The 13108-nt window shown below is 66.0% G+C and carries 13 protein-coding genes; 5 read left to right on the top strand and 8 right to left on the bottom strand.

The window, feature by feature from the left end:
* Positions 1-110 precede the first annotated feature (110 nt).
* The 7 genes from F595_RS0106540 to gloB form a co-directional block, all read right to left on the bottom strand.
* Complete coding sequence (locus tag F595_RS0106540) at positions 111-908, bottom strand: enoyl-ACP reductase FabI (protein WP_022956073.1); 798 nt, start codon at positions 906-908, stop codon at positions 111-113.
* A gap of 126 nt (positions 909-1034) precedes the next feature.
* A complete protein-coding gene (locus tag F595_RS0106535) occupies positions 1035-2621 on the bottom strand; it encodes an ABC transporter ATP-binding protein (protein ID WP_022956072.1) in 1587 nt (528 codons plus the stop codon).
* A complete protein-coding gene (locus F595_RS0106530) occupies positions 2611-3636 on the bottom strand; it encodes an ABC transporter permease (protein WP_022956071.1) in 1026 nt (341 codons plus the stop codon). The genes F595_RS0106535 and F595_RS0106530 overlap by 11 nt, the downstream gene beginning before the upstream one ends.
* Positions 3637-3638: 2 nt before the next feature.
* Positions 3639-4712, bottom strand: a complete 1074-nt coding sequence (gene yejB / locus F595_RS0106525; RefSeq protein ID WP_022956070.1) for a microcin C ABC transporter permease YejB — start codon at positions 4710-4712, stop codon at positions 3639-3641.
* Positions 4712-6550: an extracellular solute-binding protein gene (locus F595_RS13130; protein ID WP_169446968.1), complete on the bottom strand. Its 1839-nt coding sequence runs from the start codon at positions 6548-6550 to the stop codon at positions 4712-4714. Before F595_RS13130 ends, yejB begins: the two co-directional genes overlap by 1 nt.
* Before the next feature lie 15 nt (positions 6551-6565).
* Positions 6566-8092 (bottom strand): transglycosylase SLT domain-containing protein, encoded by a 1527-nt coding sequence (locus F595_RS13125; RefSeq protein ID WP_022956068.1) that lies wholly within the window; start codon positions 8090-8092, stop codon positions 6566-6568.
* A gap of 141 nt (positions 8093-8233) precedes the next feature.
* Complete coding sequence (gene gloB, locus F595_RS0106510) at positions 8234-9019, bottom strand: hydroxyacylglutathione hydrolase (protein ID WP_022956067.1); 786 nt, start codon at positions 9017-9019, stop codon at positions 8234-8236.
* 29 nt (positions 9020-9048) lie between these two features.
* On the opposite strand from gloB, the gene F595_RS0106505 reads away from it, so the two are divergent.
* Genes F595_RS0106505 through sohB form a run of 5 tightly spaced genes read left to right on the top strand, consistent with a single transcriptional unit; the run spans position 9049 to position 12795 of the window.
* On the top strand, positions 9049-9768 hold the full coding sequence (locus tag F595_RS0106505; RefSeq protein ID WP_022956066.1) for a hypothetical protein: 720 nt from the start codon (positions 9049-9051) through the stop codon (positions 9766-9768).
* Positions 9765-10220, top strand: a complete 456-nt coding sequence (gene rnhA, locus F595_RS0106500; RefSeq protein WP_022956065.1) for a ribonuclease HI — start codon at positions 9765-9767, stop codon at positions 10218-10220. Before F595_RS0106505 ends, rnhA begins: the two co-directional genes overlap by 4 nt.
* On the top strand, positions 10217-10933 hold the full coding sequence (dnaQ, locus tag F595_RS0106495) for a DNA polymerase III subunit epsilon (protein ID WP_022956064.1): 717 nt from the start codon (positions 10217-10219) through the stop codon (positions 10931-10933). Before rnhA ends, dnaQ begins: the two co-directional genes overlap by 4 nt.
* Positions 10926-11762: an NAD(+) diphosphatase gene (gene nudC, locus F595_RS13120; RefSeq protein ID WP_022956063.1), complete on the top strand. Its 837-nt coding sequence runs from the start codon at positions 10926-10928 to the stop codon at positions 11760-11762. Before dnaQ ends, nudC begins: the two co-directional genes overlap by 8 nt.
* Positions 11755-12795 carry a protease SohB gene (sohB, locus tag F595_RS0106485; RefSeq protein ID WP_022956062.1) on the top strand — a complete coding sequence of 347 codons (1041 nt, stop codon included), beginning with the start codon at positions 11755-11757 and terminating at the stop codon, positions 12793-12795. Before nudC ends, sohB begins: the two co-directional genes overlap by 8 nt.
* 6 nt (positions 12796-12801) lie before the next feature.
* Here the strand turns inward: sohB and F595_RS0106480 are convergent, their stop codons facing one another.
* Positions 12802-13038 carry a hypothetical protein gene (locus F595_RS0106480; RefSeq protein WP_022956061.1) on the bottom strand — a complete coding sequence of 79 codons (237 nt, stop codon included), beginning with the start codon at positions 13036-13038 and terminating at the stop codon, positions 12802-12804.
* Positions 13039-13108 lie beyond the last annotated feature (70 nt).

The raw sequence follows: 13108 nt of genomic DNA, 5'->3' as shown, positions 1-13108 counted from the left end.
TTCCGCAGTGAGGCTTCCGGGTGCGCCGCAGGCGTGACCGGAATGAAAAAAAACCGTGCCTGGCACGGTTTTTTTTCGTCGTCACGCCAGCGTTTGCCGGCAGCCGGTGTTTACTGACTGAGTGCGTTCAGGTCCGGCATGGCCACGGTGTTGAAGCCGCCGTCCACGTAGAGAATCTCGCCGGAGATGCCCGACGCCAGGTCCGAGCACAGGAAGGCGGCGGCATTGCCGACTTCCTCGATGGTGACGTTGCGGCGCAGCGGCGTTGCTGCCTCGTTGTAGGACAGCATCTTGCGGAAGTCCTTGATGCCGCTGGCAGCGAGGGTACGGATCGGGCCCGCGGAGATGCCGTTGACCCGGACGCCCTCGGGGCCGAGGCTGGCCGACAGATAGCGCACGTTGGCTTCCAGCGAGGCCTTGGCCAGGCCCATGACGTTGTAGTTCGGCACCACGCGCTCGGCACCCAGGTAGGTCAGGGTCAGGAGGCTGCCGTTACGGCCCAGCATCAGCGGCTTGGCAGCCTGGGCGAGGGCGCCGAAGCTGAACGAGCTGATGTCGTGGGCAATGCGGAAGCCCTCGCGGGTGGTCACGTCGACGTAGTTGCCTTCCAGCTCATGGCCCGGCGCATAGCCCACCGAGTGCACCAGCACGTCGAGACCGTCCCAGTGCCGGCCGAGATCGACGAAGACCTGGCGGATTTCGTCGTCGGAGGCGACATCACAGGGGAAGGTGAGGGTGGAGTCGAACTGGGCAGCGAACTCCCCGACACGCTTGCGCAGCTTCTCGTTCTGGTAGGTGAATGCAAGTTCGGCGCCTTCACGATGCATGGCCTGCGCAATGCCATATGCGATCGACAGCTTGCTGGCGATGCCCACGATCAGCACGCGTTTGCCGGTCATCATGCCCATGTCGGACTCCTTTCTGGAACAGTTCTGGTGGGGGTGTGGTGGTCGCCAGTCCGGCGACAGCAGGCCCGAGTATAGGACGAAACCTCGTCAGGCGAGGAGGGCCTGCCATGCCCGGACGGCAAAGTGTCAGTCCCGGCGAGCGGAAAGCAGGGCACGGGTATAGGCGTGCTGCGGTCTGGCGAAAAGCTGGGCCGTGGCGGCCTGCTCGACGATGCGTCCCTGGTGCAGCACCAGCACGCGCTGGCAGACAGCGCGTATGACATCGAGATCATGGCTGATGAGAAGGTAGCTGAGGCCGGAACGGGCGCGGATCTGGTTGAGCAGGGCGATGATGTCGCCTTGCGTGCGTCTGTCCAGGGCCGAGGTCGGCTCGTCCAGCACCAGCAGCGAGGGCTTCAGGATCAGGGCGCGTGCGAGGGCAATGCGCTGGCGCTGTCCGCCGGAGAACTCATGCGGGTAGCGGTGCCTGGCGGATGCATCGATCTGAACTTCGTTGAGGGCTGCCACGACCGCGGCATCCCGTTCGGCGGCCGTCATGCCGTGCTGATGCGCGAGCAGACCTTCGGCGATGATGTCGGCCACGGTCAGGCGCGGGCTGAGGCTGCTGTAAGGGTCCTGGAACACCATCTGCAGATGCTTGCGCTGCTGGCGCAGGGGTTCGCCCTGCAAGCTCAGCCAGTCAAGGTCGCGAAAGCGCACCGAGCCGGAGGCCTGGGTCAGCCGCATGAGCGCGTTGGCCAGGCTGGATTTTCCGGAGCCGGACTCGCCGACGATGCCAAGTGCTTCGCCGGCACGCAGGGTCAGGCCGACCTGGCTGACGGCGTCCTGCCATTCGCTGACCCGGCCCCACCAGGTGGTCTTGCGCGGGAAGCGCACATCAAGACGGCTCACGGTGAGCAGGGGCGGGCCTTCGCTGGCGGCATCCGGCGGCGTGGTCGCGAATGGCGCCAGCAGGGTGCGCGTGTAGTCATGGCACGGGTGTTCAAAGACCTCGGCGGTGGCTCCTGACTCGACCACGGTGCCAGCGCGCAGCACCATGACGCGGTCGGCATAGCGCCGTACCTGCGGCAGGTCATGGCTGATGTGCAGCACGGCAAGGCCGCGACGCTTCTGCAGCGTCTTGATCAGATCAAGGATCTGGATCTGCAGGATGGCATCGAGCGCCGTGGTGGGCTCGTCGGCAATCAGCAGGCGCGGCTGGTTGGCCAGTGCCATGGCGATCACCACGCGCTGGCGCTGACCGCCCGAGAGCTCGTGCGGCCAGGCGCGCAGTCGCCGCTGCGGGTCTCTGATACCGACTTCGCGCAGCAGCTGCACGGCCTGTCTTTCGGCAAGTGCATGCGATACCGGTTGATGCAGCTGGATGGCCTCGACCAGCTGACGACCGATGCGGTGCAGGGGGTTGAGCGCGGTCAGCGGCTCCTGGAACACCATGCCGATGTCGCCGCCGCGCAGACGCTGCCGGCGCGTGGCATTCATCTCACGCAGCAGCTGGCCCTGCCAGCGAATGTCACCGTCCGCGTGCAGCGAGCGCGGCAACAGGTCCAGGCAGGACAGCGCGGTCAGCGACTTGCCGGATCCGGACTCGCCGACCAGTGTCAGCCATTCGCCGCTGGACAGGGTCAGCGACAGGTCATGCACCAGTGCCGCGCCATCGCGGCTGCGGATGGCAAGTCCGTCGATGCTGAGCAGTGCCGACGGCTTATTCGACATGGCGGGGGTCGAAGGCATCGCGCAGTCCTTCTCCGATGAAGACCAGCAGGGTGAGCAGCAGGGACAGGCTGAAGAAGGCGGTGAGGCCCAGCCAGGGCGCCTGCAGGTTGTTCTTGCCCTGGGCGATGAGCTCGCCCAGCGAGGCCGAGCCCGGCGGCAGGCCGAAGCCGAGGAAATCCAGCGAGGTCAGCATGCCGATGGCGCCGGTGAAGATGAACGGCAGCAGGGTGACGGTGGCAACCATGGCGTTGGGCAGCACATGGCGCCAGACCAGCACCATCGGACGCACGCCCAGGGCACGGGCGGCGCGCACGTAGTCGAGCTGACGCGTGCGCAGGAACTCGGCGCGCACCAGCCCGCTCAGATCGGTCCAGCTGAACAAGGCCAGCAACGCCAGCAGCCACCAGAAGTTCGGTGTCACCAGGCTGGACAGGATGATGAGCATGAACAGCACCGGCAGGCCCGACCAGATCTCGATGAAGCGCTGGCCGGCGAGATCGACCCAGCCGCCAAGATAGCCCTGCAGGGCCCCGGTGCCGACGCCGAGGATCACCGTCGCCAGTGTCAGCAGGGTGGCGAAGGCGAGCGAGGTGCGGATGCCGTAGATCAGCCGTGCCAGCACGTCGCGGCCCTGGTCATCGGTGCCCAGCCAGTTGTCCGCCGAGGGCGGTGACGGCGCCGGTTCGCTGCGCTCCAGGTGGATGGTTTCGGCATGGAAGCGGATCATCGGCCACAGCATCCAGCCCTCGGCCTCGATCAGCGCCTGCACCGCCGGGTCGCGGTACACGGTGGCGGTGTCGAACTCGCCGCCGAAGCGGGTTTCCGGCACCTCTTCCAGCAGGGGCAGGATGAGCTCGCCCTGGTAGCGCACCAGCAGGGGCTTGTCGTTGGCAATCAGGTCGGCGCCCAGGGTGATGACCACCAGCACGGCGAACAGCCACAGTGACCACCAGGCACGGCGGTTGGCGCGGAACTGCGCGAAGCGGCGACGTGTCAGCGGTGAGAAGGTCGGCATCGTCATGTCGCGGCCCTGGCGAAGTCGATGCGCGGATCGACAAGGCGATAGCAGAGGTCGCCGATGAGGCGAAGCAGCAGGCTCAGCAGGGTGAACAGGAACAGCGTGCCGAAGATCACCGGATAGTCGCGGTTGATCACCGACTCGTAGCTGAGCAGGCCGAGGCCATCGAGGTTGAAGATGATCTCGATCAGGAAGGTGCCGGTGAAGAGGATGCCGAACAGTGTCGCCGGCAGGCCCGCGATGAGGATCAGCATGGCATTGCGGAACACGTGCCCGAGCAGCACGCGACGCTCGCTGGCACCCTTGGCGCGCGCGGTCAGCACGTACTGCTTGCCGAGCTCCTCGAGGAAGCTGTTGCGGGTGAACAGGGTCAGCGTGGCCAGCCCGCCCAGGGTCAGGCAGATCGTCGGCATCACCAGGTGTGCCGCGTAGTCCTTGACCTTGCCCCAGGCGTCGAGGGTATCGAAGTGGTCGGACACCAGTCCCTGCATGGGCAGGATCTGCCAGTAGCTGCCGCCGGCGAACAGGATGATGAGCAGGATGGCGAACAGGAAGCCGGGGATCGCGTAGGCAACGATGATGACGCCGCTGGTCCAGACGTCGAAGCGGCTGCCCGGGTAGCGCGCCTTGCGTATGCCCAGCGGAATCGCGATCAGGTAGATGAGCAGCGTGCTCCACAGGCCCAGCGACAGCGATACCGGCAGCTTCTCGATGATCAGGTCGAAGACGTCAATGTCGCGATAGAAGCTCTGGCCCAGATCCAGTTGCGCGAACTGGCTGATCATCTGCCAGAAACGCTCGCTGGCCGGCTTGTCAAAGCCGTACTGCTTCTCGATCTCGGCGATCAGGCTGGCATCGATGCCCTGGCTGCCGCGGTAGCCGCCCGGGCCGCTGCTCTGGCTGACCACGTCGCCGCCCGCGGCCATGGCACCACCGCCGTGGCCCTGCAGCTGCGCCAGGGTGCGCTCGACCGGGCCGCCGGGCGCGGCCTGGATGATCAGGAAGTTGATCAGCAGCAGCCCGAACAGGGTCGGGATCATCAGCAGCAGACGACGAATGATGTAGTTCAGCATCAGGGCTTCCCGGTCGCGGCATCCAGACGTCGCGCCTTGGCGGCATCGAACCACCAGCTGTCCAGGCCGTCACCGTAGCGTGGTGTCAGGGCCGGGCGCTGGAAGCGGTCCCAGGCGGCAATGCGGAAGAAGGGTGTGTGGTAATTGGGAATCATCAGCCATTCGGCGCGCAGTACCCTATCCAGGCTGCGCACCTGGTCAACCAGGTCGGCCCGGCTTCTGGCCTGGGTGATGCCGGCGATCAGGGCATCCACCACGGGGGACTGCAGACCGGTGAGGTTCTGGCTGCCCGGTGTTCTGGCGGCATCGCTGCTCCAGTAGTTCCAGAGCTCGTTGCCGGGCGAGATCGAGGCCGGCACGCCGCTGACGGTGAGGTCGAAGTCGAACTGGCGCAGTCGCTCCACGTACTGGGCGGCATCGAGGATGCGGATGTTCAGGGTCACGCCCAGGCGAGCCAGCTGCCTGCGCAACGGTTGCACGATGCGCTCGAACTCGGGCTGCACCAGCAGCATTTCCAGGACCAGCGGCTGCCCGGCGGCATTGCGCAAGGCGCCGTCGCGATAGCGCCAGCCGGCCTGCTGAAGCAGGGTCTGGGCCTTGAGCAGGTTGCGGCGGTTGTAGCCGTCACCCTGGCTCACCGGGGGCAGCACGGCGGGTCCGAACACGGTGGCGGGCAGCTGCGTGCGCCAGGGCGAGAGAATGCGCAGCTCGGCCTGGCCGGGCAGGCCCTGCGCGGCCAGCTCGGAGTTGTCGTAATAGCTGCGGGTACGTGCGTAGGCGTTGTAGAACAGGCGCGGATTGGCCCATTCGAAATCGAAACCTTGGGCCAGCGCCTCGCGAACGCGGCGATCATCCAGCGGCTTGCGGCGGGTATTGAAGAAGAAGCCCTGGGCCGGGGCAGGGCGCTGGTGACGCTGCTCGATGCGCAGCACCTGGCCTTTCTGCACGGCCGGGAAGTTGTACTCGGTGGCCCAGGTCTTGGCCTTGTTCTCGTGGCGTATGTCGTACTGGCCGGCCTTGAAGCCCTCGAAGGCGATGCTGCCGTCACGGTAGTAGCGGTACTGGATGCGGTCGAAGTTGTGCAGGCCGCGATTCACCGGCAGGTCACGGCCCCAGTAGTCCGGCACGCGCTCGTAGTGGATGCCGCGACCGGGATCGACCTTGCTGATGCGGTAAGGGCCGCTGCCCAGGGGCGGTTCCAGGCTGGTGCTGTCGAAGTTTCGCGTGCGCCAGTAATGCGCGGGCAGGATGGCCAGCTCGCCGACGATCAGGGCCAGCTCGCGGTTGTCGCGCTGGCGGAAATGGAATTTCACGCTGTGCGGAGTCAGCGCCTCGACACGGGCGACACCGGCGAAATAGGCCTTGTAGGCGGGCGAGCCGACGCGCTGGATGGTCTCGAAGCTGAACACCACGTCGCGCGAGGTGACCGCTCTGCCGTCGTGGAAGCGTGCCTGCGGGCGCAGGTGATAGATGATCCAGCTGCCATCCTGCGGGTCTTCCTCGATGCGCTCGGCAAGCAGGCCGTAGCGCGAGTAGGGCTCGTCTTCCGAGCTCACCGTCAGGGTGTCGTAGATGCGGCTGAGGCCATCGGCAGCGACGCCGCGGTTGATGAACGGGTTCAGGCTGTCGAAGGTGCCGAGCGCATCAAGTCGCAGCAGGCCACCTTTCGGGGCCTGCGGGTTGGCGTAGGGAAAGTGCCTGAAGCCGGCAGGCAGGGCCGGGCTGCCATGCAGGCTGAGCGCATGATGGCTGATGTGCCGGGGTTGCTCGCCCGCTGCCTGCACAGGCTGGGCCAGCAGCAGAACCACGACGGCGAGCCAGGACCTCACGGTTGTCATGCCCATGTTCCGCAATCACAAGGAACGTGGCAGGGCGGCATCCGGCAGCAGGCGCAGGATCAGGGTCTGTCCGGCGGTCAGCGATTGCAGATCGCCGTTCCACGCGCGCAGTTCGGCCAGCGTGACTTGGTACTGACGACGGATGGACTCCAGCGTCTCGCCCGGCAGCACGCGACGAATGATCTCGATGCGGCTGTCCTGGGCATTTGCCGCCGTGTTCTGGCTGGCCACGGTGATGATGCGCGCACCGGACGTAGCGGCCGGGGTGCTGCCGGTGTTCGGGATGACCAGTTCGCGACCGACCTCGAGCGGTGTCTTCAGACTGCTCTGGTTGGCGGCAGTGAGCACGGCTGGCGGTACGTTGTAGGTGCGGGCAATGGCATACCAGGTTTCCTTGGCCTGCACGCGATGGCGGCCCGGAGTTTCCTGGCGCATGACGACGGGCAGTGCCGCGGCGACGGGTGCCGGATCGGCCAGGCTGGCCAGGCGGCGATCGACGCTGAAGTAGCCCGGAATCATCGGTGTCAGCTGGGCAATGCGGTTTTCACCGGCGACATCGAGACTGGCCGGCACATGCACATGATAGGGGCCTTTCGGGTCCATCTGTTCGCGGCTGAGGCCCGGGTTGAGCTCGCGCAAGGTCTGCACGGACACGCCGGCGGCCTCGGCAGCGGCTGCCAGTGTCACCGGGCCGCTGGTGCGCACGGTGCGGAAGTGCGGACGGTTGGCGATCGGGCGCAGAGACAGGCCCATGCGCTCGGGCTCGCGGAAGAGTGCGGCCACAGCCAGGAAGCGGGGCACGTAGTTCTGCGTTTCCTCGGGCAACGGCAACGACCAGTAGTCGGTGGGCAGACCGGCAGCGGCATTGCGCTTCATGGCGCGCGACACGGTGCCGGGGCCGGCGTTGTAGGCGGCCAGCACCAGCTCCCAGTCACCAAAGGTGGCGTAGAGCTGGCTCAGGTAGTCGTAGGCGGCACGGGTGGCTTCGACCGGATCACGGCGGCCGTCATACAGCGCAGTCTGGCGCAGGCCGAACAGGCGGCCTGTATCGGGAATGAACTGCCAGAGCCCGGCGGCACCGGAGCGTGACACCGCCATGGGGTTGTAGGAGCTTTCGATCACCGGCAGCAGGGCCAGCTCGGTGGGCAGCTGGCGGCGCTCGGCTTCCGACACGGTGAGATGCAGATAGCGTGACGCACGCAGCATCAGGGTGTCGAGATAGGCCTGCTTGCTGCCCAGCCATTGGTGATGACGGGCCACGCGCGGGTTGTCACTGCGCGTGGGCATGACAAAGCCCTGGCGCAGCCGGTTGACGAGGTTGTCAGACGCGCTTGCGCTGATCTGTTCCTGGGCCAGGGCACGGATGTCGGCGAGATCATCCGGCAGCTGCAGGGCAGGGTCCGGATCGATGATGGAGGTGTCGGCGACGGCAAGCGTCGGCCAGGCAAGCGTGCCGATCAGGCAGGCCAGCACGGTCAGCGGCAGGGCTGACAGTGGATGCGCCGAACCTGAACGTCTGCAAAAACGGGAAAATGGGGTCATGAATACGGGTCCGCGGCTTGGGTGCCGATTCCAGTGCAGTCAGTAAAGGAATACAAAAAATGCGCCAAATTTCATTCTATGCAGGAAGAATGTGATATGGCAACCCACGTTTGTCAGCCAAGTCCTTGTCTTGTCAGCAGACTAGCCGGTGTAACCGTCCTTGAAGCGGCGTATCGCCGCCAGTGTGCCGAGGCCGTCGACACAGGCGTCGCCGGTGATTTGACGCGCGCGTGCCTGGAAACGGGCATCATGCACCTGAAAATAGGGGTTCAGTGCACGCTCGCGGGCAACCGCCGTGGGCAGGGTAGGCAGCAGCGCATCACGCTGTTGCCGACACCAGGTCTCATGGGCGGCAAGCGCCGCGTCATCGGGCTGGAACAGGCGCGCGAAACGCAGATTGGCCAGGGTGTATTCATGCGCCGGATAGACACGGGTGTCGCCTGGCAGGGCGGCAATCCAGCCCAGTGCATCGGCCAGCTCCTCTGGAGTTCCTTCCATGAGGCGGCCGCACCCGATGCTGAACAGGGTGTCGCCGCAGAACAGCATGCCGTGGTCGGGCAGGTAAATGAGCACGTGATCGCGCTTGTGTGCCGGTGCCGGGTGCGTGATCAGGCGACCCAGCCCGGGCAGGTCGTGCTGCATCTCGCGGTCGAGACACCAGGGCCGGCTAACCGCTGCCACCGTGTCAGCCGGACCGTATACCGGGCAGGGGTGGGCGGCGACAATGTCGGCGATGCCAAGCACATGATCGGCATGACCATGCGTGATCAGGATGCCCAGCAACGGCAGCGTGCTCTGCGCCAGCGCTTGCAGGGCGGGCTCGGCCTGGCCCGGATCGACCAGCCAATGCCCCTGATCCGTGCTCAGCATCCAGATGTAGTTGTCACTGAAGGCGGGCAGCGCCCTGACCTGAGGTTTGGATGACATCCGCAGTCTGCTCGTTCACTATTGCGCACATGAACCTACACCATACGGCATCGCTTCGCAGCCCGCAGCCGCCAGAAAGCCGGCAGCTGCTGCTGGCACGCCTGCAGGCGCCGTGGCAGCAGGGATTGCAGCAGCTGCACGGGCTGCATGGCCTGGCGCTGGCGGCGGATGCTGGCGGCTTGTCACTGGCCGGCAGTGGCATACGCTGGTGGCACACCCTGCTGGCTGAACTGCCGGATGTCGTGCCTGCGGATGCCGCGTCTGTGGAGGGTGGCTCGCGCTGTCTTGCCAGCCTGGCGCACTGGCCGCTGCAGCCGGGCAGCCTGGATGCCGTGGCCTGGCAGGTGGCAGCAGCCCACGACGCCATGCTGCCCGAGATGCTGGCCCAGGCCTGTCTGGCACTGGGACCGGATGCTCGCCTTCTGGTGGCGGTGCATGGTGATCCCTTGGATGCCTGGTGCCGCATCGCCATGCCCTGGCTGGCGGAGCAGTCTCTGCAGCTTCGCCAGGCAACCTGGGGTGACAGTCGCCGGCTGACCTGGCTACCGCCGCGCTGGGGTCGGCACTGGTCGGCGTCCTGGCAACGTCTGCTGCCGGTGACGGCACACTGGTCGGTTCAGCTCTGGCAGAAGAACACGCTGGCTCCGCTGCGCTCCGGCCGGCGCACCGTGCCTGCACGCGATGCCTGGTCGCCGCAATGGCTGCCGCAGGCCAGCACACCCAACTCAACACGCAAGGACATGGCATGACGCCCGATGTAGTCATTTATACCGATGGCGCCTGCCGCGGCAATCCCGGCCCGGGCGGCTGGGGCGCGCTGCTGGCCAAGGGGCCGCACCAGAAGGCGATCTCCGGCTACGAGGCCCATACCACCAACAACCGCATGGAGCTGCAGGCCGCGCTGTCGGCGCTGCAGGCGCTCAAGCAGCCCTGCCGCATCGTGCTGTGGACCGATTCGGAGTACCTTCGCAAGGGCATGACCGAATGGCTTCCGGGCTGGCAGACCCGTGGCTGGAAGACGGCCGCCAAGCAGCCGGTCAAGAATGCCGACCTCTGGCAGTCCCTGCTGGCTGCCGCCGCGCCACATCAGATCGATTGGCGCTGGGTCAAGGGGCATGCCGGAGATCCTGGCAACGAAGCCGTCGACCGGCTTGCCAACGAGGCCATCGACAACGCACTGAAGCAGCAGAAGCGCGCATGAGACAGATCATTCTTGACACCGAAACCACCGGCCTGGATCCGGCGCTGGGGCACAGACTCATCGAGATCGGCTGCCTGGAACTGGTCAACCGTCGCCTGACCCGACGCAGCTTTCATCATTACCTGAATCCGGATCGCGAGATCGATGCCGGCGCCATGGCGGTGCACGGCATCAGCAACGAGTTCGTGCGTGACAAGCCGCGCTTTGCCGAGATCGTCGATGACTTCCTGGCCTTCGTCAGTGGCGCCGAGCTGGTCATCCACAACGCGGCCTTCGACATCGGCTTCATCAATCACGAGCTGTCATTGCTGGGGCGTCCGGCCGTGACCGAGCTGTGCAGCGTGCTCGATACGCTGCAGATGGCACGCAGCAAGCATCCCGGCCAGAAGAACAATCTCGATGCGCTTGCGCGGCGCTATTTTGCCGACAACCGTGACCGTACCTACCATGGCGCCTTGCTTGACGCCGAGATCCTGGCGGATGTCTACCTGGCCATGACGGGGGGGCAGGTCGGTCTGTCGCTGGGTCATGACGAGGACGCTGACGGCGCTGGCGGTTCCGCCGGCCAGGGCATTCGCCGGCTTCCCGCCAACCGGCCGGCGCTGCCCGGTTACGGGGTTGCCGACGAGGAGCTGGCGGCGCACGAGGCCCGCCTGCAGATTCTCGACAAGTCCGCTGGCGGCCGCTGCCTGTTCCGGGATATCCATGACTGAGCGTTTCCAGACCCTGAACATCCTGCCGGCAGGGCGACCGAGTGGCGATGCCCTGATGCTGGCGTTCAGCGACAACCGGGTGCTTGTGCACCGTGATGACCCGCAGCGCTGCCCGACCTGGGACGAGTTGCGCTGGTGGTTGCCGGCGGATGCCGCGCTGCATGTCGTTGGTGTCTGGCAGGCGGTGCTGGTGCATGTCGTGGCCGTGGCAGCCAGCGCGGTGCAAGCGGACGACTGGATCTGGGTTGATCTGCGTCGACTGCTTGGCCAGGTCGATGATGACTGGTTCGCCGTGGCGGGGCGGGGCGCGCAGATTCTCGCCTGGGCGGACACGCACCGGTTCTGCGGTCGTTGCGGAACGCCCACTGGCGGACACCCCCAGGGCGAGCGGGCACGGGTATGTGTCAGCTGCGGCCTCAGCGTCTATCCGCGCATCAATCCCTGTGTCATCGGCCTTGTCACGCGCGGTGACGACCTGCTGCTGGCACGTGCCCATCGCTTCACCAACGGCATGTTCAGCACCCTGGCCGGTTTCATGGAGGTCGGCGAGACCGCCGAGGCCACGCTGGTGCGCGAGGTACGCGAGGAGGTCGGTGTCGAGATCAGCGATCTGCGCTATTTCGGCAGCCAGTCGTGGCCCTTTCCCAGCAATCTGATGCTGGGCTTTCATGCCCGCTATGCGGGTGGCGAACTGCGTCTGCAGGATGACGAGATTGCCGAGGCGGATTTCTTTCATTACACGCGCCTGCCGCTGATACCGCCTCCGGGCAGCATCGCGCGCGCGCTCATTGACCAGTTTGTGCAGGAGCGAAGGACAGTTCATGGTTGAGTGGCTGGCGGAATACGGGCTTTTTCTGGCCAAGAGCATCACGGCGGCCGTACTGGTGCTTGTCGTCATCCTGGTGGCGGCACGCGTCAGACGCGAAGGCGACAGCGCGCAGGAGCAGGGGCATCTCTCGGTGGATGCGCTCAACGAGCGCTACCAGCAGGAAGCGGACGGCTTGCGCGAGCTGATCTGGGACGAGCGTCGCTGGAAGCAGGCGCGTCGCGAGCGCAAGGCGGAAGCGAAGAAGGCAAAGCAGGATCTCGCCGAGGGACGCACGCGACCGCGCGTGTTCGTGCTGAACTTTCATGGCGATCTGGCCGCCTCTGCCGTCAACCAGCTGCGCCACGAGATCTCGGCACTGCTGGCGGTGGCCGACGCCGAACATGACGAGGTCGTGCTGCTGCTTGAAAGCCCCGGCGGACTGGTGCATGGCTACGGTCTGGCGGCTTCGCAACTGGCGCGCATCCGCAGTGCCGGGCTCAGGCTCACGATCTGTGTCGACAAGGTGGCGGCCAGCGGCGGCTACCTGATGGCCTGCATAGGCTCGCAGCTGCTGGCGGCGCCGTTTGCCATCATCGGCTCCATCGGTGTCGTGGCCCAGGTTCCCAACATCCACCGGCTGCTCAAGCGCCATGACGTGGATGTCGAGGTGCTCACGGCCGGCCAGTACAAGCGCACGCTGACCGTGCTTGGTGAAAACACGCCCGAAGGGCGCGCCAAGTTCCAGTCCGAGCTTGAAGAGACGCACGCGCTGTTCAAGTCCTTCGTTGGCGAATGGCGGCCGCAGGTGAACCTGGATCAGGTGGGCACGGGTGAGCACTGGTATGGCAGTCAGGCGGTGAGCCTGAAGCTGGTGGACGAGCTCAGGACCAGCGATGACTACCTGCGTGCGCGTGCCAGCGATGCCGATCTGTTCGCGCTGCGCTGGAGCGTGCGCAAGACGCTGGGGCAGCGTCTCGGTCTGGTGGCCGAGGCCGGCATCGATCGCCTGGTCATGCGCTGGTGGCAGCGCGGCACCAGCAGCCCGCGCTGGTAATCGCGTTCACTCGATGCCGAGGTACTGCTGGATCAGTATCCAGCAGGCCCCGACAATGAGGCCGAACAGGAGAATGCCGGACAGTACGAAAACCTCGGCATGTTCGGCATTCTCGTCAAGATCGACCTGCTTGAGGCCGGCAACATTGAAGCCGGATCGAAGGAACCGGCTGAGTGCCCGCCGCCAGCGCGGCTTGGGCTTGGGGCCGCCAGGCGGCAGCGCATGTCCGTAACCACCTTGCACTGAATGCCTCCGTCCGTTTTGCCTCGAGGGCGACCAGATCTTCTGCGAGAGCGACCGGTCACGACCTCAG

Source organism: Perlucidibaca piscinae DSM 21586 (genome assembly GCF_000420045.1).
GTDB classification, from domain to species: Bacteria; Pseudomonadota; Gammaproteobacteria; order Pseudomonadales; family Moraxellaceae; genus Perlucidibaca; species Perlucidibaca piscinae.
The sequence above is the reverse complement of the archived record's forward strand: the minus strand, read 5'-3'. Positions and strand labels throughout refer to the sequence as shown.